The organism is Nocardioides fonticola, from assembly GCF_039536805.1.
Lineage (GTDB): Bacteria > Actinomycetota > Actinomycetes > Propionibacteriales > Nocardioidaceae > Nocardioides > Nocardioides fonticola.
In genome coordinates, this window is record NZ_BAAAZH010000032.1 from 19,997 (window position 1) to 44,771 (window position 24,775).

22 protein-coding genes are annotated in these 24,775 nt (G+C 71.8%); 10 read left to right on the forward strand and 12 right to left on the reverse strand.

Features of this window, described 5'->3' with window-relative positions; translation table 11 throughout:
• Nucleotides 1–21 precede the first annotated feature (21 nt).
• Both ABD671_RS19695 and uvrA read right to left on the reverse strand, forming a co-directional pair.
• Complete coding sequence (locus tag ABD671_RS19695; protein WP_344735184.1) at nucleotides 22–486, reverse strand: Rieske (2Fe-2S) protein; 465 nt, start codon at nucleotides 484–486, stop codon at nucleotides 22–24.
• Nucleotides 487–609: 123 nt separating this feature from the next.
• A complete protein-coding gene (gene uvrA / locus ABD671_RS19700; protein ID WP_344735185.1) occupies nucleotides 610–3,696 on the reverse strand; it encodes an excinuclease ABC subunit UvrA in 3,087 nt (1,028 codons plus the stop codon).
• Nucleotides 3,697–3,948: 252 nt separating this feature from the next.
• Here uvrA and ABD671_RS19705 point away from each other — a divergent pair, with 252 nt between their 5' ends.
• Together ABD671_RS19705 and ABD671_RS19710 are read left to right on the forward strand one after the other, a co-directional pair.
• Complete coding sequence (locus ABD671_RS19705; protein ID WP_344735186.1) at nucleotides 3,949–4,635, forward strand: MBL fold metallo-hydrolase; 687 nt, start codon at nucleotides 3,949–3,951, stop codon at nucleotides 4,633–4,635.
• 195 nt (nucleotides 4,636–4,830) lie between these two features.
• The gene (locus ABD671_RS19710) at nucleotides 4,831–5,184 is read left to right on the forward strand and encodes a hypothetical protein (RefSeq protein ID WP_344735187.1); all 354 of its coding nucleotides are present in this window, start codon (nucleotides 4,831–4,833) and stop codon (nucleotides 5,182–5,184) included.
• 189 nt (nucleotides 5,185–5,373) lie between these two features.
• Here the strand turns inward: ABD671_RS19710 and ABD671_RS19715 are convergent, their stop codons facing one another.
• The 5 genes from ABD671_RS19715 to ABD671_RS19735 all read right to left on the reverse strand — a co-directional run bounded on the left by ABD671_RS19715 (nucleotide 5,374) and on the right by ABD671_RS19735 (nucleotide 9,316).
• A complete protein-coding gene (locus ABD671_RS19715; RefSeq protein WP_344735188.1) occupies nucleotides 5,374–5,925 on the reverse strand; it encodes a hypothetical protein in 552 nt (183 codons plus the stop codon).
• Nucleotides 5,926–6,084: 159 nt separating this feature from the next.
• Nucleotides 6,085–6,552, reverse strand: a complete 468-nt coding sequence (locus ABD671_RS19720) for a hypothetical protein (protein ID WP_344735189.1) — start codon at nucleotides 6,550–6,552, stop codon at nucleotides 6,085–6,087.
• A 132-nt stretch (nucleotides 6,553–6,684) separates the two neighbouring features.
• Complete coding sequence (locus ABD671_RS19725) at nucleotides 6,685–7,761, reverse strand: 2Fe-2S iron-sulfur cluster-binding protein (protein WP_344735190.1); 1,077 nt, start codon at nucleotides 7,759–7,761, stop codon at nucleotides 6,685–6,687.
• An 89-nt stretch (nucleotides 7,762–7,850) separates the two neighbouring features.
• The gene (locus tag ABD671_RS19730; RefSeq protein ID WP_344735191.1) at nucleotides 7,851–8,153 is read right to left on the reverse strand and encodes a hypothetical protein; all 303 of its coding nucleotides are present in this window, start codon (nucleotides 8,151–8,153) and stop codon (nucleotides 7,851–7,853) included.
• Nucleotides 8,153–9,316, reverse strand: a complete 1,164-nt coding sequence (locus ABD671_RS19735; RefSeq protein WP_344735192.1) for a 3-ketosteroid-9-alpha-monooxygenase, oxygenase component — start codon at nucleotides 9,314–9,316, stop codon at nucleotides 8,153–8,155. Before ABD671_RS19735 ends, ABD671_RS19730 begins: the two co-directional genes overlap by 1 nt.
• 145 nt (nucleotides 9,317–9,461) lie before the next feature.
• Between ABD671_RS19735 and ABD671_RS19740 the strand changes: the two genes are divergently transcribed.
• From ABD671_RS19740 to ABD671_RS19760, 5 genes are all read left to right on the forward strand, one after another.
• Complete coding sequence (locus tag ABD671_RS19740; protein WP_344735193.1) at nucleotides 9,462–10,649, forward strand: acyl-CoA dehydrogenase family protein; 1,188 nt, start codon at nucleotides 9,462–9,464, stop codon at nucleotides 10,647–10,649.
• Between the two features lie 34 nt (nucleotides 10,650–10,683).
• Nucleotides 10,684–11,790, forward strand: coding sequence for an acyl-CoA dehydrogenase family protein (locus ABD671_RS19745; RefSeq protein WP_344735194.1), 1,107 nt, complete (start codon nucleotides 10,684–10,686; stop codon nucleotides 11,788–11,790).
• Complete coding sequence (locus ABD671_RS19750; protein ID WP_344735195.1) at nucleotides 11,787–13,415, forward strand: AMP-binding protein; 1,629 nt, start codon at nucleotides 11,787–11,789, stop codon at nucleotides 13,413–13,415. Before ABD671_RS19745 ends, ABD671_RS19750 begins: the two co-directional genes overlap by 4 nt.
• Before the next feature lie 93 nt (nucleotides 13,416–13,508).
• The gene (gene fadD1 / locus ABD671_RS19755; RefSeq protein ID WP_344735196.1) at nucleotides 13,509–15,104 is read left to right on the forward strand and encodes a fatty-acid--CoA ligase FadD1; all 1,596 of its coding nucleotides are present in this window, start codon (nucleotides 13,509–13,511) and stop codon (nucleotides 15,102–15,104) included.
• 85 nt (nucleotides 15,105–15,189) lie between these two features.
• Nucleotides 15,190–15,321 carry a hypothetical protein gene (locus ABD671_RS19760; protein WP_344735197.1) on the forward strand — a complete coding sequence of 44 codons (132 nt, stop codon included), beginning with the start codon at nucleotides 15,190–15,192 and terminating at the stop codon, nucleotides 15,319–15,321.
• Between the two features lie 27 nt (nucleotides 15,322–15,348).
• On the opposite strand, the gene ABD671_RS19765 is transcribed toward ABD671_RS19760, so the two are convergent.
• The 3 genes from ABD671_RS19765 to ABD671_RS19775 are packed head-to-tail and all read right to left on the reverse strand — an operon-like array spanning nucleotide 15,349 to nucleotide 19,594.
• Nucleotides 15,349–16,836 carry an LVIVD repeat-containing protein gene (locus ABD671_RS19765; RefSeq protein ID WP_344735198.1) on the reverse strand — a complete coding sequence of 496 codons (1,488 nt, stop codon included), beginning with the start codon at nucleotides 16,834–16,836 and terminating at the stop codon, nucleotides 15,349–15,351.
• 7 nt (nucleotides 16,837–16,843) lie between these two features.
• The gene (locus ABD671_RS19770) at nucleotides 16,844–17,947 is read right to left on the reverse strand and encodes an NAD(P)H-dependent flavin oxidoreductase (protein WP_344735199.1); all 1,104 of its coding nucleotides are present in this window, start codon (nucleotides 17,945–17,947) and stop codon (nucleotides 16,844–16,846) included.
• Nucleotides 17,948–17,953: 6 nt separating this feature from the next.
• On the reverse strand, nucleotides 17,954–19,594 hold the full coding sequence (locus ABD671_RS19775) for an acyl-CoA synthetase (protein ID WP_344735200.1): 1,641 nt from the start codon (nucleotides 19,592–19,594) through the stop codon (nucleotides 17,954–17,956).
• A 46-nt stretch (nucleotides 19,595–19,640) separates the two neighbouring features.
• Between ABD671_RS19775 and ABD671_RS19780 the strand changes: the two genes are divergently transcribed.
• The 3 genes from ABD671_RS19780 to ABD671_RS19790 are packed head-to-tail and all read left to right on the forward strand — an operon-like array spanning nucleotide 19,641 to nucleotide 21,742.
• Nucleotides 19,641–20,462 carry a crotonase/enoyl-CoA hydratase family protein gene (locus ABD671_RS19780; protein WP_344735201.1) on the forward strand — a complete coding sequence of 274 codons (822 nt, stop codon included), beginning with the start codon at nucleotides 19,641–19,643 and terminating at the stop codon, nucleotides 20,460–20,462.
• A 42-nt stretch (nucleotides 20,463–20,504) separates the two neighbouring features.
• Nucleotides 20,505–21,182: a DUF3137 domain-containing protein gene (locus tag ABD671_RS19785; protein ID WP_344735202.1), complete on the forward strand. Its 678-nt coding sequence runs from the start codon at nucleotides 20,505–20,507 to the stop codon at nucleotides 21,180–21,182.
• Complete coding sequence (locus ABD671_RS19790) at nucleotides 21,179–21,742, forward strand: LemA family protein (protein ID WP_344735203.1); 564 nt, start codon at nucleotides 21,179–21,181, stop codon at nucleotides 21,740–21,742. The genes ABD671_RS19785 and ABD671_RS19790 overlap by 4 nt, the downstream gene beginning before the upstream one ends.
• Before the next feature lie 150 nt (nucleotides 21,743–21,892).
• Here the strand turns inward: ABD671_RS19790 and ABD671_RS19795 are convergent, their stop codons facing one another.
• Together ABD671_RS19795 and fadD8 are read right to left on the reverse strand one after the other, a co-directional pair.
• The gene (locus ABD671_RS19795; protein ID WP_344735204.1) at nucleotides 21,893–23,140 is read right to left on the reverse strand and encodes a hypothetical protein; all 1,248 of its coding nucleotides are present in this window, start codon (nucleotides 23,138–23,140) and stop codon (nucleotides 21,893–21,895) included.
• On the reverse strand, nucleotides 23,133–24,743 hold the full coding sequence (gene fadD8 / locus ABD671_RS19800) for a fatty-acid--CoA ligase FadD8 (protein WP_344735205.1): 1,611 nt from the start codon (nucleotides 24,741–24,743) through the stop codon (nucleotides 23,133–23,135). Before fadD8 ends, ABD671_RS19795 begins: the two co-directional genes overlap by 8 nt.
• Nucleotides 24,744–24,775 lie beyond the last annotated feature (32 nt).

Consider the following 24,775-nt stretch of genomic DNA (forward strand, 5'->3'; position numbering starts at 1 on the left):
GCCCGGTGGCGGACCGGGGCGTCAGCCGAGGGTGATCTCGCCCCCGGCGACCGTGACGGTCTGCTCGGCGAGCGGGCTGCTCGCCGGGCCCTGGAGGACCGAGCCGTCGGTGATGGAGAACTGCGAGCCGTGGCAGGGGCAGATGATCTTGCCGTCGCTCACCGACCCGACCTGGCAGCCGGTGTGGGTGCAGGTGGCGGAGAAGGCCTTGAACTCGCCCTCGGTCGGCTGGGTGACCACGACACCGGCGTCGGCGATGATCTCGCCGCCCCCGACCGGGATGTCGCTGGTCGCGATGGCGGAGCCGGACCCGCCCGTGCCGCTGTCGCCCGCGCCGGAACCGGCGTCGGCGCCGGCGTCGGAGCCGGAGTCGTCGGACCCGCAGGCGGCGAGGAGCGGCAGGGCCACGCCGAGGCCGGCAGCCCCGGTCAGGGTGCGGCGCCGGGTGAGCGCAGCAGGGACGGCGGGGCGGTGCTGATCGGACATGTCGGACCTCTCGTCGGGTGGGACGGCGGATGAGGCGGTAGTTGAAAGCGAGAGAGTACCCGGCGTCCGGATCGGCCTCACAGGGTCGAGGATCCGCGGTTCTCCGACCCTGGCGCCGCCGCGCTAGGACCGGGTGCCACCCTTCGTCGTCGCCTTCTTCGCCGTCGCCTTCTTCGCCGTCGTGGCCGACGCGGTCTTCTTCGCCGGTGCCGTCGTCGCGCCACCGGAGGCTGCGCCCGAGCGGGCGGCGGCACGGGCGTTGGCCTGCTGGGTGGCCGCCTGGCGCCGGGTGGCCCGAGCAGGCGCCGGCGCCTCGTCGGCCGGCCGCAGGCGGGTGGGCTGCCGAGCCTCGCGGCCGGCGAGCAGCGGCGCGAGGAAGCGACCGGTGTGGCTCTCGGGCACCTCCGCGACCTGCTCGGGCGTGCCCTCGGCGACCACGGTGCCGCCGCGCGAGCCGCCCTCGGGCCCCATGTCGACGATCCAGTCGGCGGTCTTGATGACGTCGAGGTTGTGCTCGATCACCAGCACGGTGTTGCCCTGGTCGACCAGGCGGCCGAGCACGAGCAGCAGCTTGCGGATGTCCTCGAAGTGCAGGCCGGTGGTCGGCTCGTCGAGGACGTAGACCGTGCGCCCCGTAGACCGCTTCTGGAGCTCGGCGGCCAGCTTGACCCGCTGCGCCTCGCCACCGGAGAGGGTGGTGGCGGGCTGCCCCAGCCGGACGTAGCCCAGGCCGACCTCGACGAGGGTCTTCAGGTGCCGGGCGATCGCCGGGACGGCGGCGAAGAACTCCACGGCCTCCTCGATCGGCATGTCGAGGACCTCGGCGATGGTCCGGCCCTTGTAGTGCACCTCGAGGGTCTCGCGGTTGTAGCGGGCCCCGTGGCAGACCTCGCAGGGCACGTAGACGTCGGGGAGGAAGTTCATCTCGATCTTCAACGTGCCGTCGCCGGCGCAGGCCTCGCAGCGTCCGCCCTTGACGTTGAAGGAGAAGCGCCCCTGCTGGTAGCCCCGCATCTTCGCCTCGGGGGTGGCGGCGAAGAGCTTGCGGACGTGGTCGAAGACGCCGGTGTAGGTGGCGGGGTTGGAGCGCGGCGTGCGGCCGATCGGCGACTGGTCGACGTGGATGACCTTGTCGACGTGCTCGAGACCGGTGATCGCACGGTGCCGCCCCGGGATCGCGCGGGCGTTGTAGATCTGCTTGGCCAGCGAGGTGTAGAGGATGTCGTTGACGAGGGTGGACTTGCCGGATCCGGACACGCCGGTGACGGCCACGAACACCCCGAGCGGGAAGGCGACGTCGACGTCGCGCAGGTTGTGCTCGCGGGCGCCGAGGACCTTGAGCTCGCGCCCCTTGGTACGCGGACGGCGGACCTCGGGCACCGGGATCTCGCGCCGGCCCGAGAGGTACTGACCGGTGAGGCTGTCGGGGTGCTCGTAGAGCTCCTTGACCGGACCGGAGTGCACGACCCGACCGCCGTGCTCGCCGGCGCCGGGGCCGATGTCGACGACCCAGTCGGCGACGCGGATGGTGTCTTCGTCGTGCTCGACGACGATGAGGGTGTTGCCGAGCTCCTTGAGCCGGACGAGGGTCTCGATGAGGCGCTGGTTGTCGCGCTGGTGCAGCCCGATGGAGGGCTCGTCGAGGACGTAGAGCACCCCGACGAGGCCGGCACCGATCTGGGTGGCGAGCCGGATGCGCTGCGCCTCGCCGCCCGAGAGCGAGCCGGAGGGCCGGTCGAGGGAGAGGTAGTCGAGGCCGACGTCGAGGAGGAAGCGGAGCCGCTCCTGGATCTCCTTGAGCACCCGCTCGGCGATCTGGCGCTCACGGGCGCTGAGCTCGAGGGCCTCGAGGTAGGCCGACGCCTCGCTGATCGGCAGGGCGCACACCTCGGCGATGTTGAGCCCGCCAGCGGCCCGCTCGCCGAGGGTGACCGCCATCGACACCGGCTTGAGCCGCGACCCGCGGCAGGTGGGGCACGGCACCTCGCGCATGAAGCCCTCGAAGCGCTCGCGACTGGTGTCGGACTCGGCCTCGCGGTGGCGCCGCTCGACGTAGGAGCGCACCCCTTCGAAGTCGGCGTAGTAGGCCCGCTCGCGGCCGTAGCGGTTGCGGGTGACGACGTGGACCTTCGAGCCGTGGCCGTCGAGGATCGAGCGCTGCGCCCGGGCGGGGAGGTCCTCCCACGGGGTGTTGAGGTCGAAGCCGAGCTCCTCGCCCAACGCCGCGAGCAGACGCAGGAAGTAGTCGGCGATGTGGGCGTGGCTCCATGGTGAGATGGCACCCTCGCCGAGGGTGGCCGACGGGTTGGGGACGACGAGCTCGGGGTCGACCTCCATGCGGGTGCCCAGGCCGCTGCAGGCCGGGCAGGCCCCGAACGGCGAGTTGAAGGAGAAGGAACGCGGCTCGAGCTCGTCGGTGTCGATGGCGTGGTCGTTGGGGCAGGCCATCTTCTCGCTGAACTTCAGCTCGCGGCCGGGGTCGGCGGCGTCGAGGTCGACGAAGTCGATGACGATGAGTCCGCCGGCCAGGCCCAGGGCCGTCTCGACGGAGTCGGTGAGGCGCCGCTTGGCCGACTCCTTGACCGCGAGCCGGTCGACGACGACCTCGATCGTGTGCTTCTTCTGCTTGTCGAGGGTGGGCGGCGCGTCGAGCGGGTGGATCTCGCCGTCGACCCGCGCTCGGGAGAATCCCTGGGCCTGCAACTGCCGGAAGAGGTCGACGTACTCGCCCTTGCGACCGCGGATCACCGGTGCGAGCACCTGGAAGCGCCGCCCCTCCTCCAGGGCGAGGAGCCGGTCGACGATCTGCTGCGGCGTCTGGCGCTCGATCGGGGCACCGCAGGTCGGGCAGTGGGCACGGCCGGCGCGGGCGTAGAGCAGGCGGAGGTAGTCGTAGACCTCGGTGATCGTGCCGACGGTCGAGCGCGGGTTGCGGGAGGTCGACTTCTGGTCGATCGAGACCGCCGGCGAGAGGCCCTCGATGAAGTCGACGTCGGGCTTGTCCATCTGGCCGAGGAACTGTCGGGCGTAGGCCGAGAGCGACTCGACGTAGCGGCGCTGCCCCTCGGCGAAGATGGTGTCGAAGGCCAGGGAGGACTTGCCCGACCCGGAGAGCCCGGTGAAGACGATGAGGGAGTCGCGGGGCAGATCGAGCGAGACGTCGCGGAGGTTGTGCTCACGCGCGCCACGGATGATCAGCTGGTCTGCCACAGGGTCGTCCTCGCGTCGTCGATTCGGTTTCGAACAGGTGTTCGCCATCCTAGGGGGCATGCCGTGCCACCGTGCCACGGGCCGCCGACAATCACGTTACGGTGACCACGAAGGCGCGGCATCGGCCTCCACACCCGGGCCGTCGGCCACGGCCACGGCCCTGTCCGTCGGCGTTCGCCGGCGTCCGCCAGCGTCCGGGCAACGCCGTCCGCCCGCGCCGGATTCCCGCGGCACCTCTTCGATCGGAGCATCGTGAGCGACTTCCCTGCGACCTACACCGGCGACGTCTCCCCCGGCGGCGCCCCCGCCGTCCGCGAGCTGACCGGTCTGACGATCGCCAAGCTCGCGGTCGACGAGAAGATGGCGAACAACTGCTACCTGCTGCGCTGCACGCGCACGGGAGAGCAGGCGCTCATCGACGCCGCCGACGACGCCGCCACCCTCCTCGACCTCATCGGGCACGCCGGGGTGGCGACGGTGGTGACCACCCACCAGCACTGGGACCACCACCGGGCCCTCGCCGCCGTCGTGGCCGCCACCGGCGCCCGCGTGGTGGCCGGCGCTCCGGACGCGGCCGCGATCACCGAGCAGACCGGGGTGCCGGTCGACCGCACGGTAGGCGACGGCGACGTCGTCCGTGTCGGCGAGGCGGAGCTGGAGGTGATCGCGATCGCCGGCCACACCCCCGGCTCCGTCGCGCTCGTCTTCCGCGATCCCGCCGGGCACCCGCACCTGTTCACCGGCGACACGCTCTTCCCGGGCGGCGTCGGGGCCACCTTCGGGGACGCCGCGGCCTTCGCCCAGCTCATCGACGAGGTGGAGACGAAGATCTTCGGCACCCTGCCCGATGACACGTGGTTCTACCCGGGCCACGGCGGCGACTCGACCCTGGGCGCCGAGCGGCCGCACCTGGCGGAGTGGCGCGCCCGGGGCTGGTGACCCAGGTCTCCTCGCGGCGGGACACATGGCCCCCGGGCCCGGGGCATCGGGCCCCCCGAACGGCGTTCTTCCCGGGTCTCGCGACCCGGGTTCTCAGGACACACCAGTTTCCTTGCTCCGAGGCGTAACCCGGATGCCACAAACCGGGTTCTGGTGAGCGGTACCACCGCTGGACCCCATCTCTAGGAGCGAGCCATGTTCCGCAGAAATCGCCGCGCGCCCGGTCGCCATACCGAGGCCTACCTCTCGCGCCGCGCCACCCGTACCGCCCGTGACGCCGCCGTCGATGCCACCGACGGCCCGAGCGTCCCGGTCGCCGAGGCCGAGGTCTCGGTCGAGCCCGAGATGTCGGTCGAGGCCGACGCCGCGGTCGACGCGACCGTCGAGGCTGCCGTCGAGCAGCACACCGAGCACGAGGCCGAGCACGAGGCCGAGCACGAGGAGTCGGAGCACGAGTCCGGGACCGTGCTCTGCGGCCGGTGCGAGACCCTCCTGGCGGGCGACGAGCTCAACGCCAAGCGGGCCCAGCGGGCCGCCGGCGCCGCCTGAGGCGGCCGCCGGACACACCGAACGTCGCGCTTCCGAGGGCGCAGCGCACGCTCTCGGACCGCTGACGCAGCCGTCGGCTCGGAGCCACGGTCGCCTCGAGCGACGGGGCCGGCGGCTGCGGGAGACCGGGACCTGCTCGGGGGAGGAGGACCCGGTCTCCCGGAAAGACCGATCCGCGAGGACGGACGTTCAGGCCGCCCCTGGCCACGTACCGGGCTCGTGGATGATCGGCAGGTCGGCGATCGGGGGATCGTCGACCTGCCGCGGTCGAGACACCGCGGGGGCCGACTGAGCGGAGCGGGTCGCCTGGGTCGGCTGAGCCGCACCCGCGCGGCCCGTCATCGTGAGCCCGTTGAGCGCCGCGAAGACCCGCAGCTCGTCGAGATCGGGCAGGGTGCCCGCCGCGAGGTGCTCCACCAGGTGCTGGTGGGTGAGGTCGGCGGCGAGGACGACCGCGAGGGTGTGGACGTCGAAGCGTCGGGTCCACATCCACATCGTGAAGGGCGTGATCTCGCGATCGCGGGCCTTGTCGAGGAGCATGCGGATCTCGTCGTCCGGGAACTCCAGGGCCCGGAACAGCCGGTCGAGATCGGCGCTGTTGACGCGCTCGGGGAACCGTTCGAGCAGACGCAGCCGTCGGTCGTCGTCCCGGCGGCGGTCACGCGTGCGCCGCGGAGCAGCGACGCCGACGAGGACTCCGGCGGTGACGGCGAGAACCGCGATGAGGACGACCGTGTCCACGACCCCTCCTTCCGTGGCGTCCGGCGAGGAGTCCGGCTGGCGCCGGCGGGGGGTCCTCCCCGGACGTGGGGTGTGACCTCCCAGTCTCGGCATCGGACGCCGCACACGACACCCACGACCGGACGCGGGCGGGGCTGCCGAGGTGATCAGGGGCGATGGTCAGAACGGACCATGACCGGTCGACCGGACGGAGGATCCCGGGTCGGCCGCAGAGCCGCAGACGGCGGCGCTCAGGCCGTTGGCGGCCGCGAAGACCGCCAGCGCCTCGGCGTCGGGGGTGCGGTCGCGCATCAGGTGCGCGGCCAGCTCGCCCATCGAGGTCTCGGCGACCACGGCGATGGCGGTCACCCGTGCGCCGAAGCGCTCGATGAGCGACCAGAGCATGAGGGGGCTGAGCATGCGTCGCTCGGCGTGCAGCATCACGAGGGCCACGTCGAAGGGGCCGATCCCGGCGGCTGCCAGAGCGGACTCGACGTCGCCCGGACCGACCTCGGCCGGATCGCGCCGGATGTGCTCGAGGCGACGGCGGGCCGCCGCCTGCTCCCGGCGACGCCGAGCCGCCGGCGCGGCCGGTCGCGTGACCAGGCAGCACAGCGCGCAGATGAACACCACGACGGCGAGGACCATGTCGCCACTCCCTCCTGCATGCCGCCCTCCCGAGCGGCTCTCCCACCGCATCAACGCGCTGGGGGCGCGTCGGCTACGGCTGCGGCGGATGGGGCGCTCCGATGGTCTGGACCGGCCGGGGCAGCAAGCGGATCAGTGGTACGTGACGCGGACCGTCGGGGTGGCGGGCACCGCCTGGCAGGCCAGCCGGATGCCGTCGGCGAGATCGTCGTCCTCGAGGACGTCGTTGTGGCGCATGACGACCTCGCCCTCGAGCAGCCGGACCGCACAGGCCGAGCACTCCCCCTCGCGGCAGGAGTAGGGGGCCTTCACGCCACGCGACTCCAGGTGCTCGAGCAGGGTCGTCTGCGGGTCCCAGTCGTCGGAGGTGTGGACGACGCCGTCGAGCTCGGCCTCGAGTCGCGCCGGACCCGCCAGCCCGGACGCCGGGACGTCGACGGCGTCCGCCTCCTGCGCCGACGGTGCCGCCTCGGCCAGGACGGCGTCGCCGAAGGGGTTGCCGCCGAGGGAGACGAACTTCTCTTGGTGGCGCCGCTCGCGCGGGAACTCCAGCTCCTTCAGCGTGGCCATGACCAGCTTCATGAAGGGCGCCGGGCCGCAGCAGAAGGCGTCCCAGCTGAGCCGCTCGGCGGCGAACGCCCGCAGCTGCTCGGCGCTCGGCAGGCCCTGCACAGACTCCAGCCAGTGGATGACCTGGAGGCGGTCGGGGTGCTCGGCCGCCAGCCGGGTCAGCTCGGGCGCGAAGATCACCGACCGCTCGTCGCGGTTGGCGTAGAAGAGCACGATGCGCCCCGATCCCTCGGCGAGCGCGGTGCGGATGATCGACATCATCGGGGTGATGCCGCTGCCGCCCGCGAAGAGGAGCAGGTCGGCGTCGAGCGAGGCCGGGCTGAAGATGCCGCTGGGAGGCAGCACGCGCAGGGTGTCGCCGGGGCGCAGCGTGTCGCAGATCCAGTTCGAGGCGTAGCCGTCGACCGTGCGCTTGACGGTGACGGTGAGCGGGCCGCCGTCGTGGGGGCTGGAGGAGAGCGAGTAGCAGCGGGCCGCCAGACCGGTGAGGTCGCTGGGCACGGCGAGGGTCAGGAACTGGCCGGGCTTGTAGCGGAACGCCTCCTCGGCTCCCGCCGGGATGGCGAAGGAGACCGACCGGGCGTCGGGGGTCTCCTCGACGACGTCGACGACGGTGAGGACGAAGGACTCGATGTCCACGGGTGCGCGCTACCTCGCTGGCTGGGTGGTCGGGGCGGTCGGGGTGCTCTGGGTGCTCGGGGCGTGAGGAGGGAGGGCGGCGCTGCGGCTCAGTAGCCGTCCTCGGCGCCGATCGGCACCGCGCCGTCCCGGACGGCGGCCTCGATGCTCGCCGCCATCCGCTCACAAGCGTGATGGAAGGAGCGGTCGCGCTCCCCCGGCGTCCGACGGGCGAACACGGGACACGCCGCCACGGCCTCGGCGCTCCACTGCACCGACGTGTGGTGCTCGCTGTTCTTCTTCACGCCCACGCGGGCCAGGCAGTCGAGGCACGCGACCTCGGTGAGCCGGGCGCTCGTGTAGAGCCGCTGGTCCTCGAGCGTCTCGGCGGACGCGGGGACGAAGGAGGCCATCAGGCGCCCGTGGACGCCGTCTCGGCCTCGGCAGCGGCGGCCTCGGCGGCGGCGCGCTTCTGGAGGTTCTCGGCGACCTCGGCCTGCCAGTACTCGTTGGCCTTGGTGGTGTCGACCTCGAACTCGAAGCGGGCCGTCATCTCGGGGTCGATGTCGGCGCGGTCGACGTAGAACTGCTCGTACCAGCGGCGCAGCTGGTAGACGGGACCGTCCTCCTCGCACAGCAGCGGGTTCTGCACCGGCACCTTGTTCTTCCAGATGTGGACGTCCTGGAGGAAGCCGCTGCCGAACATCTCGGCGTACTTGCCGGCGATGAAGTTCGAGGTGGCGTCGTCCATGCCCTCGGGCTTGCGGACGGTGATGCCGTACTGGAGCAGGAAGGAGTTCGGGCCGGTGGGGATGTGGCAGTTGATGAGGATGACCTCGGTGTTGAAGCCCTTGTAGTCGGTGTCGAGCCAGTTGATCATGTACGCGGGCCCGTAGTAAGTGGCCTCGGACTTCAAGAAGAGGTCGGAGCTGGAGTAGCCGTCGGTCTTGTCGGGGCGGCCCTTGGACTCCATGAACTGGGTCGCGGTGTGGCCCTCGAAGACGTTGCGGAAGCTCGTCGGGAACGCGAAGTGCACGTAGTAGAAGTGCGCCATGTCGACGACGTTGTCGACGAGCTCACGGCAGTGCGAGCCGATGATGTGCTCGCGGTTCCAGATCCAGTCGGTGTAGAGGCCCTCGTCGAGGCCGGCGAGCTGCGGCGGCAGGATGTCGCGGTCGGCCGGCGCCCCCTCGGGGTCGTGCCAGATGAGCAGCTGGTCGTTGACGATCGCGGTCTCGTAGCGCTGGGTGCGGGCCCGCAGCGGCACACGGCGGGCGTACGGGATGGCCTTGCACCTGCCGTCGCCGCCCCAGCGCCAGTCGTGGAACGGGCAGGCGATCTCGTCGCCCTTGACCTCGCCCTGCGTGAGGTCGCCGCCCATGTGGCGGCAGTAGCCGTCGAGCACCTGGAGCTCGCCGTGGGAGTCGGCCCACACGACGAGCTTGCCGCCGAAGGCCTCGACGGCGTGCGGTGCGCCGTCGGCGAACTCGGAGGCCAGGCCGAGGCAGTGCCAGCCGCGCGCGAAACGCTGCGGGGCCGAGCCCTGGTCGAGCAGGCGGGTGGCGGTGTCGCTCATCGGTGTCCTCCGTAGCTGTGGACCAAAACGAGAACAGGTTATAGTTTTTGCGCGTGTGGTGCCAGCCACACCCAGGATTCCACCGTCGTGTCCCCGATGCGACGGCGTCCGCCGCCCTGACCCCCTGTGCCGATCGGAGCGCCCCATGCATCTCGCCCTCGAACCCGAGCAGATCAAGCTGCGGGAGGAACTGCGCGAGTACTTCGACGCCCTCGTCACCCCCGAGGTGCGCGCCGGGCTCTCCGCGGCCACCGGCGAGTTCGGCGACGCCGGCATCTACAAGCAGGTGATCCGCCAGCTCGGGACCGACGGCTGGCTGGGCATCGGCTGGCCGAAGGAGTACGGCGGCCAGGCCCGCTCGATGGTCGACCAGCTGATCTTCACCGACGCGGCCGCCGTGGCCGGTGTGCCGGTGCCCTACCTGACGCTCAACACCGTCGGGCCGACGATCATGCACTACGGCACCCAGGAGCAGAAGGACTACTTCCTGCCCCGCATCCTGGCCGGCGACCTGCACTTCTCCATCGGCTACTCCGAGCCCGGCTCGGGCACCGACCTCGCCTCACTGAAGACCCGCGCGGTGCGCGAGGGCGACGAGTGGGTGATCAACGGCCAGAAGATGTGGACCTCCCTCATCCAGTACGCCGACTGGATCTGGCTGGCGTGCCGCACCGACGCCGACCTGCCGCGCCACAAGGGCCTCTCGATGATCCTCGTGCCCGCCGACGCCGACGGCTTCAGCTACACCCCGGTGCACACGGTGGCCGGCGTCCACACCAGCGCGACCTACTACGAGAACGTCCGCGTGCCGGTCTCGAACCTCGTCGGGGAGCTCAACGGCGGCTGGTCGCTCATCACCGACCAGCTCAACAAGGAGCGCGTCGCGCTCACCTCGGCGGCGCCCCTCACGCAGTCGATCAAGCTCGTGCGCGAATGGGCCCAGCAGACCAAGAACCCCGACGGTCAGCGGGTCATCGACGCCGAGTGGGTGCAGATCGCGCTCGGTCGCGCGCACGCGCGGGTCGAGATGCTCACCCAGCTCAACTGGAAGCTCACCTCCGACGCCGACCTCGGCGTCCCGCTCTCGCCGGCGGAGGCCTCGGCCACCAAGATCTACGGATCAGAGCTGGCGATCGAGGTGTACCGCTCGCTCATGGAGATCGTCGGCCCCAACGCCGGCATCACCGGCGACTCCGAGGGCGCCGTCCTCGCGGGCCGTCTCGAGCGCTTCTACCGCTCCTCCCTGGTGATGACCTTCGGCGCCGGCACCAACGAGATCCAGCGCGACATCATCGGCTACGTCGGGCTGGGCCTCCCCGCCGCGAAGCGCTGACCACCGCCACCGACCCGACTCCAGGACGGACCCCATGGACTTCACCTTCACCGCCGAGCAGGACGACGCCGCGAAGCTCGCCGCGCAGATCATCGGCGACCACACCTCGCCGGCCCGCATGACCGAGGTCGAGAACGCGGGCGACCGCTTCGACCGCGACCTGTGGCGTGCCCTGGCCGACGCGGGCCTGCTCTCGCTCCAGCTCCCCGAGGAGCACGGCGGCGCCGGACTCGGGCTCATCGAGCTGTGCCGCGTGCTGGTCGAGGCCGGACGCCGGGTCGCGCCAGTGCCGTTGGCCGTGCACGGCGCGACCAGCGCCCTGCTCGCCGAGGCCGGTTCGCCCGAGCAGCAGGCCGCCTGGCTGCCCCGTGCGGCGTCCGGTGAGAGCGTGCTGACCGCCGCCGTCGCCGAGGAGCGCAGCCAGCTGCCGACCCGTCCGGCCACCGAGGCCCGGCGCAGCGGCGACGCGTGGACCCTGCACGGCACGAAGGCGATCGTCCGCGCCGGCACGGTCGCCTCCGCCTACCTCGTCACCGCGACCGCGGCCGGCGAGGGCACCGGGGTGTTCCTCGTCGAGTCCGGCGCGGCCGGCCTGGGCGTCGTCCCCCAGCGCACGAGCGACCGCGACGCCGTCGCCCGGCTCGACCTCGACGGCGTCCCGGCGACGCTGGTCGGCACCCTCGACGGCTCCACGGCGTCCCGGCTGGGACAGCTGCTGACGGTGGCGACCGCCGCGGAGCTGCTCGGCGTCACCGAGGGCGCCCTGAAGCTGACCTCGGCCTACGCCCGCACCCGCGAGCAGTTCGAACGACCGATCGGCACCTTCCAGGCCGTCTCCCAGCGCCTCGCCGACGGCTACATCGACGTGCTCGGCCAGCGACTCGTGCTCTGGAGCGCGGTCTGGCGGCTCGTCGAGGGCCTGCCCGCCGAGGTCGAGGTGGCCAGCGCGAAGCTGTGGGCCGCCGACGCCGCGCACCGGCTGGCCCACACCACCGTGCACATCCACGGCGGCGTCGGCATCGACCTCGACGGCGAGGCGCACCGCTACTTCACCGCCGCGAAGCGCTTCGAGTTCGCCTTCGGCAGCGCCACCGAGCAGGCGCTGGCGATCGGCCGCGTGCTGGCCGCCGAGCCGGTGTGACCGCTCCCCCGCCGACGGTCCGCGAGCAACTGCTCGCGCGACGCGACGACGCCGGCAACGGCCTGCTCGGGGACGGCGTCCGGCTGACGTGGGCCGAGACGGTGGCGACGGCGGCGCGTTGGTCCTCGGCGTTGCGCGCTCTGCTGGCCGAGCTCGCTCCCGGGCGGCCGCCGCACGTCGGCGTCCTGCTGGAGAACCGGCCGGAGTACCTGCACCTCCTCGCCGCCGCCGGGCTCGGCGGTGTGGTGGCGGTCGGCCTCAACCCGACGCGGCGGGGCGCGGCGCTGGCCGGCGACTGCGCCCGCGCCGATGTGGCGCTCGTGCTCACCGACGCCGCGCACGCCCACCTGCTGCCCGATGGCGCCCTGCCGGAGGGCGCGGTCGTCGACATCGACGGCGAGGAGTGGGCGGCGCTCGTGGCGGCCGCCTCACCGGAGCCGGCCGACCTCGCGGTGGGCCCCGACGACCTGATGATGCTGATCTTCACCTCGGGCACCTCCGGCGACCCCAAGGCCGTGCGCATCACCCAGGCGAAGGTGGCCGCGCCGGGCGTGCTGCTCGGCGAGCGCTTCGGGCTCGGGTCGGACGACGTCGCCTACGTCTCGATGCCGCTCTTCCACTCCAACGCCGTCATGGCGGGCTGGGCGCCCGCCCTCGCGCAGGGCGCCGGCGTGGCGGTCGCGCGGTTCAGCGCGTCGGGCTTCCTCCCCGACGTGCGACGCTTCGGCGCCACCTACGCCAACTACGTCGGCAAGCCGCTGAGCTACGTGCTGACCACCCCGCCGCACCCGGACGACGCCGACAACCCGCTGCGGATCGTCTTCGGCAACGAGGCCGACGAGCGCTCGATCGCGGCCTTCGGCGAGCGCTTCGGCTGCACGGTGGTCGACTCCTACTCCTCGACCGAGAACGCCGTCATCGTGCGCCGCGAGCCCGGGATGCCGGCGGGCGCCCTGGGGCGCCCGGCCCCCGGCGTCCGAGTGCTGGATCCGGAGACCCTGGCCGAGACGCCGGACGCCGTCTTCGACGACCACGGGCGGCTGCTCAACGCCGAGGAGGCCACGGGCGAGCTCGTGAACACGGAAGGCGCCGGTGCGTTCGCGGGCTACTACAACGACCCGGACGCCGAGGCCGACCGCATGCGGCACGGCATGTACTGGTCGGGCGACCTTGCCTACCGCGACGCCGAGGGCTGGATCTACTTCGCCGGGCGCACCGCCGACTGGCTGCGCGTCGACGGCGAGAACCTCGCTGCCGCGCCGATCGAGCGGGTGCTGCTGCGGCATCCGGCGATCACCTCGGCCGCGGTCTACGCGGTGCCCGACCCCGGCGACGCCGCTTCGGGCGCGCCTGGGATCGGCGACCAGGTGATGGCCGCGATCGTCGCGCCCGACCTGTCGCCCGCCGCGTTCGCCGGGTTCCTCGACGACCAGGACGACCTCTCGCCCAAGGCCCGGCCCCGCTGGGTGCGGGTGCACCGGGCGGTGGACGAGCTGCCCCGCACGGCCACGACCAAGATCATCAAGCGCGACCTCGCGGCGGCCGGCGTGGCCGGCGCGACGGCGTCCGGTGGGGTGCTGTGGGAGCGGGAGCCGCGCGGGACGGCGTACCGGGTGCGGCCGTGAGACCCGGCTGACCGGGAAACCTGCAGCCTTGACCTGCTGTGACCCACACCATATTTTGACGAGCGTCAATTCCGACTCCCCGAGAGGCGCCCCATGGCCGAGACGATCCAGCAGTGGCTCCGCGAACGCAGTGCGGACGACGGGGTGGCGATCCGCCACGGGGAGCGCAGCTGGACCTGGCCCGAGCACCTCGCCGAGGCCGAGGCGGAGGCCGCAGCGCTCCTGTCGCTCGCCGCGCCCGAGCGGCGGCTCCACGTCGGCACCCTGCTGGGCAACACCCCGCCGATGCTGCGCAGCATGGCCGCGGCCGCGCTCGGCGGCTACGTGCTCGCCGGCATCAACACCACGCGACGCGGCGCCGGTCTGGTCGCCGACGTCCGGCGCTCGGAGTGCCAGGTGCTGCTCACCGACGCCGAGCACCTGCCGCTGCTCCAGGGCCTCGACCTCGACGGCGTCCGCGTGGTCGAGGTCGACTCCCCCGCCTACGACGCGATGCTGGCCGCCGCCACCGTCACCCCGACCGACTTCCGCACGGTCGAGGCGATGGACACCTTCATGATGATCTTCACCTCCGGCACCTCCGGCGACCCCAAGGCCGTGCAGGTGAGCCACCTGACGGTGCTGTTCTCGGGCGTGCACCTGGTGCAGCGCTACGCGATCACCCCCGACGACGTCTGCTACCTCTCGATGCCGCTGTTCCACTCCAACGCCGTCGTCGCCGGGTGGGCCGTGGCGGTCGGCAGCGGCGCCACGATGGTGCCGGCGCGCTTCTCGGCGTCCCGGTTCCTCGCCGACGTGCGCCGCTACGGCGTCACCTACATGAACTACGTCGGCAAGCCCCTGGCCTACGTGCTGGCCACCCCGGAGCAGCTCGACGACGCCGACAACACGCTGCGGGTGGCGTTCGGCAACGAGGCCGGCGACCAGGACATCGACGAGTTCTCCCGACGCTTCGGCTGCGAGGTGTGGGACGGCTTCGGCTCCACCGAGCTGGCCATCATCATCACCCGCGAACCGGGCACCCCCCGTGGTTCGATCGGCAAGGCCTACCCCGACGTCGCCATCTACAACAGCGAGACCGTCACCGAGTGCGCCGTCGCCGAGCTCGACGAGCACGGCGTGCTGCTCAACCCCGACGAGGCGATCGGCGAGCTGGTCAACACCCAGGGCGCCGGGTTCTTCCAGGGCTACTACAACGACGAGGGAGCCAACGCCGACCGCATGCGTCACGGCATGTACTGGTCGGGCGACCTGGCCTACCGCGACGCCGACGGCTGGGTCTACCTCGCCGGACGCACCGCCGACTGGATGCGGGTGGACGGCGAGAACCTCGCGGCCGCGCCGATCGAGCGCGTGCTCCAGCGCCTGCCGCAGCTGAGCCGGGTCGCGGTCTACGCGGTGCCCGACGAACGGGTCGGCGACCAGGTGATGGCGGCCATCGTGCTGCGCGACGGCCAGCAGGTCACGCCGGCGGAGTTCGAGGCGTTCCTCGCCGAGCAGCCCGACCTCTCCCCCAAGGCGTGGCCGCGCTACGTGCGCTTCGAGGCCGATCTGCCCAGCACGGCCACCAACAAGGTGCTCAAGCGCGAGCTCATCGCCGAGGGCGTCACCGCCCACGGCACGCTGTGGGCACGTGCGGAGCGTGGGCGCAGCTACGGCACGCCGACACCTCGGACGACACCCGTCTAGTCCAGGTGGGCCATTCGCTCCCGCGAGCGGTCAAGCCTGGTCTCCGGCCCTGGGCCGCGGACCGGCGCGCGCCTACCGTCATCATGTGACCGAACCCCTGACGTGCCCGCAGGAGCGAGCGCGCCGCGCCGTCCGCAGCTGGCTGGCAGCTGCCGTCGTGCTGTTCCTGCTCGGGCTCGCCGTCCCGCTGTGGGCGCTGGGCGCCGTCGGTCACTGACCTCGCGGTCGTCGCGCGACCCCGGGCTCAGAGCCCGGGCCGCAGCAGCGCCGCCGCCCGACCGGTGAGCCGGACGACGTAGAAGCCGGAGTTCTGGTCGCTGAACCAGACCTGGCGGCGACGCACATCCCACGCAGGTTGGGAGAGTGCGGCCGACCCGGCCTCGGTCGGCTCGTTGACGTAGGCCACCTCGCGGGGGCGGGCTGGATCGGAGATGTCGAAGACCCGTAGTCCGGAGCCGATCATCGAGCAGGCCGCGAGTCGCGGCGAGATCTCGGTCGGCACCGAGCAGTAGTGCGCGGTGTAGCCGCCGAAGACGTCGCCCGCGCCCGGATCGCCCGCCGCCTCGATGCGGGCGGCGGGCTGATGCACGGCGAGCCGCAGACGGGAGACGACCCGTGCACGACGCACGTCGGTGACGTCGATGATCCGGGCCGCGCCTACGGTGGCTCGGGCGACGTCGAGGGATCCGTCGTTGAGTCCGACGGTGGAGAACTCGTCGACCTGCAGGAGGTAGCTGCGCCCGCCGCGAGTGAACGGCTGAGCCACCTGTGGGATGGAGCCTTCGGGCCAGGTGAGGTCGGCGATCACCGGCGCGGTCGGCGAGGGCCGTCGTTCCTGGATCTGCGAGACGTCGAGGATGCGCAGCCCCTTCCCGGGCAGCGTCAGGCCGCTCAGGTCGTCGCTGATGTGAGCGACGTACAGCGTGCGATCGTCCGGCGAGAGCCGCATGCCGTGGTAGTTCACGCCGACGACGGTGAAGATCCGTTGCGGTGCGGTGGGGTCGTCGAGGTCGATCGCCGTCAGCGTCTGGCCGCCCGAGCTGGAGGCGTAGAACGTGCGACCGTCGTGGCTCCAGCCGCTCTCGTGGCCCAGGAGCGGCTCGGTGGTGCGCGAGAGGAGCTGGGGCGAACGGCAGTCCTCGGCGATCGAGTAGACCTCCAGCACGCCGACGGAGGCGAAGGTGTTGCCCATGACCGCGGCGAGCAGGCCGCGGCGGGGGTTGACGAGCAGGCTCTCGTGGGGGCTGAGCATCGTCGGGGTGGTCAACGAGGTGGCGAGCCGCGGGCGCGTCGGGCGGGTCATGTCGAGGACGGAGACGCCGGTGCCGGGGCCGGTCAGGAACGTCAGCTGTCCGGGCAGCCGGATGGGGATCGGCTGACTCGCGTCGTAGTACGCGCACGCCCGGCCGGCGGCGTCTACGTAGCGCAGCACCTTGAAGCCGCCGGACGTGCCCTGGTGGGCGACGACGCGGGCGTTGCAGGTGTAGCCCTTCGCCGCGCGTCCGCTGGCGTAGTCGGAGGACGGCACCCGGCCCTGGACCCCGGTCTCCGGCCGCGATCCCGCGTCGCACACCGCAGCGGGGACCGGTGGCGGGAAGTCCCGGCCGCTGGCCGAGAGACCACCCTGCCAGCCCAGACCGCCGCCGGTCGCGAGGAGCGCGAGGACCGTGAGGAGGAGACGGCGACGGGCGGGCCGGCTCGGGGACGTCCCGAGCCCGACCCGCCTCGTCATGATCGGATCAGCCGTTGATCTTGTTCAGCGCAGCCACGGCCTCGCCGAACTCGGTGACCAGGTCGGCCATCACGTCGGCGACCGGGCGCACCTCGTTCATGCGGCCCACGATCTGGCCCACCGGCATCGAGATGACGTCGGGGTCGCCGGAGGCGTTGATGCGGTTGTGGGCCTCGGCCACCAGGAGGTTCTGCAGCGGCATCGGCAGCGGGGAGGGTGCGCCCTCCTCGGCCCAGGCCTCGGTCCACTTGGTCTTGAGCAGACGCGCTGGCTTGCCGGTGTAGATGCGGGTGCGCACGGTGTCGCTGGAGGTGGCCCGCAGGAACGCGGTCTCCCAGCCCTTGTTTCCGGCGAGGTTGCGGTACTCCTCGGTGCCCAGCCAGATCGAACCGGTCCACACGCCCTGCGCGCCGAGCGCGAGGGACGCCGCCACCTGACGACCGCACCCGATGCCGCCGGCACCGAGCACCGGGACGTCGGGGCCGACCGCGTCGACGACCTCGGGCACCAGCACCATGGAGGCGATCTCGCCGGTGTGACCGCCGGCCTCGTAGCCCTGGGCGATGATGATGTCGACGCCGTTGTCGACGTGGCTCTTCGCGTGCTTGGCGGCACCGGCGAGCGCACCGACCTTCAGCCCGGCCTCGTGGCACTTCTCGATGACGTCGACCGGCGGGCTGCCCAGCGCGTTGGCGATGAAGACCGGACGGTGGTTGAGCGCGACGTCCACGTGCGAACGCGCCACCGAGTGCAGCCAGCCGAGCACGCCCTCGCGTCCCTCGCCCTCGGGCAGCGGCGGGACGCCGAGCTTGAGCAGGGTCTCATCGACGAAGCGCTTGTGGTCGTCGGGGATGAGCGCGCCGAGGTCGACCGACGTGCCCTCGGTCGGGATCTTCATCGGCATGACGATGTCGACGCCGTACGGCTTGCCGTCGGTGTTCTCGTCCATCCAGGTCAGGGTCTCGTCGAGCTCGTCGGTGTCGTTGAACCGCACGCAGCCCAGGACGCCGAGCCCGCCCGCGCGCGTGACGGCGGCGGCGACGTGCTGCGAGGGCGTGAACGCGAGGATCGGGTACTCGATGCCGAAGAGGTCGCAGATCGGTGTACGCATGGCTGATCAGACTCCAGTCGCGAGGGATTCGAGGGCCAACTCCTTGGCCCGGGGGTACTGCGCCTTGCCGGTGGCATTGCGCGGGATCTGGTCGACCACCGTCATCTGACGCGGCAGCTTGTAGCCCGAGAGGTACTCGCGCAGGAACTCGCGCAGCTCCTCCAGCTCCAAGGTGGCGCCCTCGCGCAGTTCGACGACGGCGGTGACCGCCTGGCCGTATCGCTCGTCGGGGACGCCGACGACCAGGACGTCGTAGACGGAGGGGTGGCGCTTGATGGCCATCTCGACCTCCTCGGGGAACACCTTCTCCCCGCCGGTGTTCACGCAGTTCGAGCCGCGGCCGAGCATGGTCACGCGGTTGTCGGTCTCGATGCGGGCGAAGTCGCCGGGCACCGAGTACCGCTCGCCGTCGATGACCAGGAAGGTCTCGGCGGACTTGCGCTCGTCCTTGTAGTAGCCGACCGGCACGTGCCCGCCGCGGGCCAGCCGGCCCACCTTGCCGACGTTGGTGGCGATGTCGAGCGGCCGGTTGTCCTCGTCGAGGACGACGACGTGGGGACCGAGCGCGACGATCGGGCCGTCGGGGCTGATGTTCGCGGCGTCCTGGAGGCCGGTGCCCTGGAAGCCGGTCTCGCTCGCGCCGATGGAGTCGGTGAAGAAGGAGTTCGGGAACGCCTTCATCCAGCGCTCCTTGACCGGCGGGCTGAAGATCGCGGCGCTGCTGGAGATCGCCAGCAGGTTCGGGCAGTCGTACGGCGTCCCGGAGGCGGCCTTGGCCTCGTAGGCCTCGATGAGGGGGCGGGCCATCGCGTCGCCGGTCATGAAGATCAGCTGGACGCCGTCGCGCTCGATGATCTCCCAGGTGCGCACGGCGTCGAACTTCGGCTCGAGGATCGTGAGGTGCCCGGCGAAGAGGTGCATGAGCAGGCCGGCCTGCGCGCCGCCGTGCATGAGCGGGCTCAGCGGGAAGGTGACCATGCGGCCGTCCTGGGCGGCCTGCGCGGACTGGTCGTACTCCTCCAGCGGCTGACCGGTCATGAAGTCGATGCCGCCACCGAGAACGCGCCAGAAGTCCTCGTGACGCCACATGACGCCCTTCGGGAAGCCGGTGGTGCCGCCGGTGTAGATGATGTGGAGGTCGTCGTTGCTGCGCGGGCCGAAGTCGCGCTCGGCGCTCTGGTCGGCGAGGGCGTCGTCCCACAGCACGCCGTCGAAGGCGGAGATGTCGGAGGTGTCGTCGGGCTCGAGGACGTCGGGCATCACCACGACCGTCTGCAGCTTCTCGTGCTTGGGGTAGCAGGAGGCCACGAGCGGGGCGTAGGTGCGCTCGACGAGCAGCGCGACGACGTCGGCGTTGTCGAAGAGGTAGTCCAACTCCCCCTCGACGTAGCGGTAGTTGACGTTGATGTTGACCGCGCGGATCTTGCAGACCGCGAGCACCGAGACGACGTGCTCGAGGGAGTTCTTGGCGTAGACGGCGACGTGGTCGCCCGCGCCCACGCCGCGGGAGGCGAGGTAGTGGGCCAGCCGGTTGGACTCCGCCTCGAGTTCGGCGTAGGTCATCGTGCGCTCGCCCACCTTCACAGCGGGCTTGTCGGGCGCGGCGTCGACGGCGTGTTCGAAGAGATCGGCGATGTTGAGGGCCACGGCCGAAGACTAGAACACGTTCTCGTTTGTGGCTAGCATCACGGCCATGACCGCCGCGATCACCGAGCCGGACGCCGCCGAGACCGCCCCCGACTGCCTCGTCGAGCAGGACGGCCACGTCCTCATCGTCACCATGAACCGGCCGCACCGCCGCAACGCGCTCTCCTCGGAGATGCTGCGGATCATGGAGTCGGCCTGGGACCGGGTGAACGACGACCCCGAGATCCGCGTCTGCATCCTCACCGGCGCCGGCGGCTACTTCTGCGCCGGCATGGACCTCAAGACCGCGAACGAGAAGCCCCCGTCGGAGAGCTTCGAGGACGGCAGCTACGACCCGACCGTCATCAAGGGTCTGCTCAAGGGCTTCCGCCTCACCAAGCCCCTCATCGCCGCGGTCGAGGGCCCGGCCATCGCCGGCGGCACCGAGATCCTCCAGGGCACCGACATCCGGGTGGCCGGCGAGTCGGCGCGGTTCGGGGTGGCCGAGGCCCGCTGGAGCCTCTACCCGATGGGCGGCTCCGCGGTCCGGCTCCCCCGCCAGATCCCGTACACGGTGGCGGCCGAGTTGCTGCTCACCGGCCGCACCCTCGGCGCCCCCGAGGCCAAGGAGCTCGGCCTCATCGGGCACGTCGTCCCCGACGGCGAAGCGCTGGCCAAGGCCCGCGAGATCGCCGACCAGATCGCGGCCAACGGCCCGCTCGCCGTCCAGGCGATCCTGCGGACGATGCGCATGTCGGAGGGCAAGCACGAGGACGAGTGCTGGGCCGACGACGCCCGCATCGGCGCCGCCGTGTTCTCCTCCGCCGACGCCAAGGAGGGCCCGCGGGCGTTCCTGGAGAAGCGGGCGCCGCGGTTCGAAGGTCGCTGACGCGGCACGCGTGCGGAGGTCCCGCTCGGGCATGCTGGGCCCGTGCTCGGACTCATCATCGCCGGCGTGCTGCTCGTCGGCGTGCTGCTGGCCTACCTCTCCTACCTGGCCGAGAAGCGCCGACGCGAGGCGCTGGCCGCCTACGCCGCCGGGCGCGGGTGGAGCTACACCGCCGCGGACCCCGCGCTGACCCGTCGCTTCGCCGGCGACCCGTTCGGCCGCGGCTTCGGGCGCCGCGCGACCAACGTCATCCGCGGCACCCACCTCGACCGGCGCTTCACGGCGTTCGACTACCGCTACAAGGAGCGGCACGGCAACGGCAAGGAATCGCGCACCGTCACCTACCGCTACTGCCTGACCGTCGTCGAGCTCGGCGTGTGGACGCCGGGGCTCGTCGTCGACCCCGAGAACTTCCTCGAACGCTTCGCCGGACGCCTGTTCAACACCGACATCGAGCTGGAGTCCGAGGACTTCAACCGCGCCTTCCGCATCAACTCCCCCGACCGCCGGTTCGCCTCCGCCGTGCTCCACCCGCGGATGATGGAGCACCTGATGCGGTTCACCGAGATCGCCTGGCGCTTCGAGGGCGACGCGATGCTGCTGGTCGAGGACGGCGAGTACGACCCCACCGGCATCGACGCCCGACTCGGCGTGATGGACTCGATCCTGGACCTCGTCCCCGAGTTCCTGTGGCAGGAGTTGAAGGAGGGTCGCGCATGATCGCGCTCTACATCGTGATCGCGGTCGTCGTGCTCGTCGCGATCGCGGTCGTGGTCATGTACAACCGCTTCGCCTCCCAGCAGGCGCTGATCGCCGAGTCGTGGTCGGGCATCGACGTCGAGCTGACCCGTCGCCACGAGCTCATCCCGAACCTCGTGGCCACCGTGAAGGGCTACGCCAGCCACGAGGCAGCCGTGCTCGGCGCGCTCGTCGCCGCCCGTGAGGGCGCGTTGGCGGCGTCCGCGGGCTCGCCGGCCGGGCGCGCCCCCGCCGAGGACGCCCTCACCGGCTCCCTCGGCCAGGTGCTGGCCCGGGTCGAGGCCTACCCGGACCTGAAGGCATCGCGGAACTTCCTCGACCTCCAGGACGAGCTCGTCATCACCGAGGACCGCATCGCCGCCGCCCGCCGCTTCTACAACGGCAACGTGCGCGCCTACAACACGCGCTGCCGCACCATCCCCTCCAGCCTCGTCGCGAACGCCTTCGGCTTCCGGCCTGCGGAGTTCTTCGAGATCCGCGACGCCGCCGTGCGCGCCGTCCCGTCGGTCGACCTGGGCTGAGGTGCCACCTCGGTGGTCGAGGTGCGAGGAGCGCCAGCGACGAGCCGCGAGACCCGGCGAGACGAACGGCCTCCAGTACCGGTCGGCGGCCAGGTGCGGGGGTCTCGCGGCTCGCTCCGCTCGTACCTCGACCGCTCGTTCCGGGCGCGCTCAGACCACCGTCAGGGGCAGGGAGCGGCGGGGCTCGAAGGCGAACGCCGCGCCGGTGGAGAAGCGGGTCACGGCGACCTCGCCGGCCTCGGCTGCCGGCTGCTCGCGGACGACGATGCGGGCCGTCCATGCCTCGCCGTCACCCGCGACCTCGACGTCGAGGTGCGGGTCGACGGCCCGCACGATCGCCCGCAGCGGCGCGGGCGCGTCGGGGCCGCACAGGGTGATCCAGGCGCCGTCCTCGGCGGCCGCTCCCCCCGTGACCGTGAGCGCCCCTCCGGCGACGTCGGCCGCCACATAGGCCGCCGGATTGAGCAGCGGGTGCAGGCGGAGCACAGCGAGCGCCCCGTCGGCGTCGGCCGGGAGGTCGAGGGCGCGCCGCATGCGCTCGGCGGCGATGCCGGCGACTCCGACGAGCTGCTTGGTGCAGATCTCGTGCATCTGCTGGGCGTCCCGGGCGCGCGCCTCGACGGCGAGCACGAAGGAGAGGTTCAGCAGGTGCATCTGGAGGCACACCTCGTCGGCGATCCGCACGAGCGCGCTGTGGGAGAACGCCGCGAAGTCGAGGTCGGAGACGAGCGGGCCGGCGTAGTCGCCCGCGCCGTCGTCGTCCGGGTCGATCGGCGCGAGCTCGAGGGACGCCGCCCGGGTGCGCTCGATCGCGAAGTACGGCGCCAGCGGCGAGACCGGCGGGTGATCGGGCGAGATGACCACCGACCAGGCGCAGTGCGGCGTCCGGTCGGACGGCGTACGCGGCGGCCGGTGGATCGGGCGCACCTGGGCGCGGGGGTTCGTGGCCACCGCGGTGGCGTCGAAGGTGGGGTCCTCGATGGTGTGGCACATGCCCCGCACGTAGTCGGGCCCCATCGGTTCGACGTCCATCAGCGCGCCGCAGTGGTCGAGGTGGAACTCCCCGTGCCAGCGGTCGTGCACGGTGTAGCGGAAGTCCATGAACTGCGGCGGGGCGCCGATGTCGAGCTGGAGCCCCTTGAAGATGGTGACGACGTCGCCCTCACCCGGCGCCTCGGGCGCGTAGCCGAGCGCCCGCTGCATGCGCCGGGTGTAGATCGGCGAGGAGCCGGCCCACTCCTCGATCGCGATCTGCTCCATCTCCTCGCGCCCGAAGGCGGAGATGCACCACGCCATCCCGGAGCGGTCGATGAGCTGCCCGATGAGCAGCAGCTCGGGCACCAGGACGGCGAGCTGCTCGCGGGTCAGCCCGGCGTAGCGGCTGGTGGCCTCACCCAACAGAGCGCTCGCCGGTCCAGAACTGCGCGCGCAGCGCCTTCTTGTCCGGCTTGCCGAGACCGGTCAGCGGCAGCGATTCGGCGACGATCACCTGCTTGGGCGACTGGACCGAACCCTTGCGCTGCTTGACCGCCTCCTGGATCTCCGCCGTCATCGTGGCGATCGACTCCTCGTCGCGCGGCGCGTCGGCGCGCAGGACGACGATCGCGGTGACCGCCTCGCCGAACTTCTCGTGCGGGGTGCTGATGACGCCGACTTGGGCGACCATCGGGTGCTCGGCGACGACGTCCTCGACCTCGCGCGGGAAGACGTTGAAACCGCCGGTGACGATCATGTCCTTGGTGCGGTCGACGATGTACCAGAAGCCGTCCTCGTCCTCGCGCGCGACGTCGCCGGTGTGCATCCAGCCGTCGCGGAAGGTCTCGGCCGTCGCCTCGGGCAGCTGCCAGTACCCGGCCGAGAGCAGCGGCCCCGCCACGCAGATCTCGCCCGGCTCGCCGGGCGCCACCGGCTCGCCGTCCTCGCCGAGCAGCGCGGTGCGCAGGTACGCCGACGGCCGGCCGCAGGAGGTCAGCCGGTGCTCGGCGGGGCGCCCCTCGGCGTCCACGTGGTCGCCCTTGGGGAAGTAGGTGATGACCATCGGCGCCTCGGACTGCCCGTAGTACTGCGCGAAGATCGGGCCGAACCGCTCGATGGCCTCCTTCAGGCGCACCGGGTTGATGGCCGAGGCCCCGTAGTAGACGGTCTCGAGGGAGGACAGGTCGCGCGTGTGCGAGTCGGGGTGGTCCATGAGCGCGTAGAGCATCGTGGGCACGAGCATGAGCGAGTTGATGCGCTTCTCCTCGATGGTGCGCAGCACCTCGGCGGGGTCGAAGCGCGCGGAGACGAAGAGCGTGCCGCCCTGGAGCACCACCGGCACGAAGAAGGCCGCGCCGGCGTGCGAGAGCGGGGTGCACATGAGGAAGCGCGGCTCGGCCGGCCACTCCCATTCGGCCATCTGGATCTGCGCCATCGTCGAGAACGCCCGCACGGTGCCGACGACGCCCTTGGGCTTGCCGGTGGTGCCGCCGGTGTAGGTGATCGAGGTGATGTGGTCGGGTTCGAGCAGTGCGGCGTGCAGCGGCTGCGGCGCGAAGGACGCCGCCACCTCGGTCAGGTCGGTGCCGACGTCGGCGAGCTGCGGCGGCACCGGGCCGATGGTGAGGATCTGCTTGAGGCCGGGGCAGGCGCCGAGCAGCTCGACGGCCCGGTCGGCGAAGTACGGGTCGACCACGAGGGTCGAGATGCCGGCGTCGTTGATGATGTAGGCGTGGTCGTCGGCCGAGCCGAGCGGGTGCAGGGAGGTGCGCTGGAAGCCCTGGGTCTGGCCGGCACCGAGGATGAAGAGCACCTCGGGACGGTTGAGGGCGAGCAGCGCACCGGCGGTGCCGCGCCCGGCGCCGAGGGACTCGAAGGCCTGGATGTACTGCGAGATGCGCTCCGAGGTCTCCCGGCCGGTCAGCGTGACGTCGCCGAGGTGGACGATCGGGCGGTTCGCGTGGCGCTTGAGCGCGGCGACCATCAGGTGGCCGTTGTGGGCTGGGGTGCGGAGCGTGTCGGTCACGCTCCGCACACTAGAACGCGTTCTAGTTCACG

What these genes read in the sequence shown, in the direction of transcription:
- ABD671_RS19695 (WP_344735184.1), bottom strand. Translation starts at nt 486, where the DNA reads ATGTCCGATCAGCACCGCCCCGCCGTCCCTGCTGCGCTCACCCGGCGC.
- ABD671_RS19710 (WP_344735187.1), top strand. Translation starts at nt 4,831, where the DNA reads ATGTTCCGCAGAAATCGCCGCGCGCCCGGTCGCCATACCGAGGCCTAC.
- ABD671_RS19720 (WP_344735189.1), bottom strand. Translation starts at nt 6,552, where the DNA reads ATGGTCCTCGCCGTCGTGGTGTTCATCTGCGCGCTGTGCTGCCTGGTC.
- ABD671_RS19730 (WP_344735191.1), bottom strand. Translation starts at nt 8,153, where the DNA reads ATGGCCTCCTTCGTCCCCGCGTCCGCCGAGACGCTCGAGGACCAGCGG.
- ABD671_RS19735 (WP_344735192.1), bottom strand. Translation starts at nt 9,316, where the DNA reads ATGAGCGACACCGCCACCCGCCTGCTCGACCAGGGCTCGGCCCCGCAG.
- ABD671_RS19740 (WP_344735193.1), top strand. Translation starts at nt 9,462, where the DNA reads ATGCATCTCGCCCTCGAACCCGAGCAGATCAAGCTGCGGGAGGAACTG.
- ABD671_RS19745 (WP_344735194.1), top strand. Translation starts at nt 10,684, where the DNA reads ATGGACTTCACCTTCACCGCCGAGCAGGACGACGCCGCGAAGCTCGCC.
- fadD1 (WP_344735196.1), top strand. Translation starts at nt 13,509, where the DNA reads ATGGCCGAGACGATCCAGCAGTGGCTCCGCGAACGCAGTGCGGACGAC.
- ABD671_RS19765 (WP_344735198.1), bottom strand. Translation starts at nt 16,836, where the DNA reads ATGACGAGGCGGGTCGGGCTCGGGACGTCCCCGAGCCGGCCCGCCCGT.
- ABD671_RS19770 (WP_344735199.1), bottom strand. Translation starts at nt 17,947, where the DNA reads ATGCGTACACCGATCTGCGACCTCTTCGGCATCGAGTACCCGATCCTC.
- ABD671_RS19780 (WP_344735201.1), top strand. Translation starts at nt 19,641, where the DNA reads ATGACCGCCGCGATCACCGAGCCGGACGCCGCCGAGACCGCCCCCGAC.
- ABD671_RS19790 (WP_344735203.1), top strand. Translation starts at nt 21,179, where the DNA reads ATGATCGCGCTCTACATCGTGATCGCGGTCGTCGTGCTCGTCGCGATC.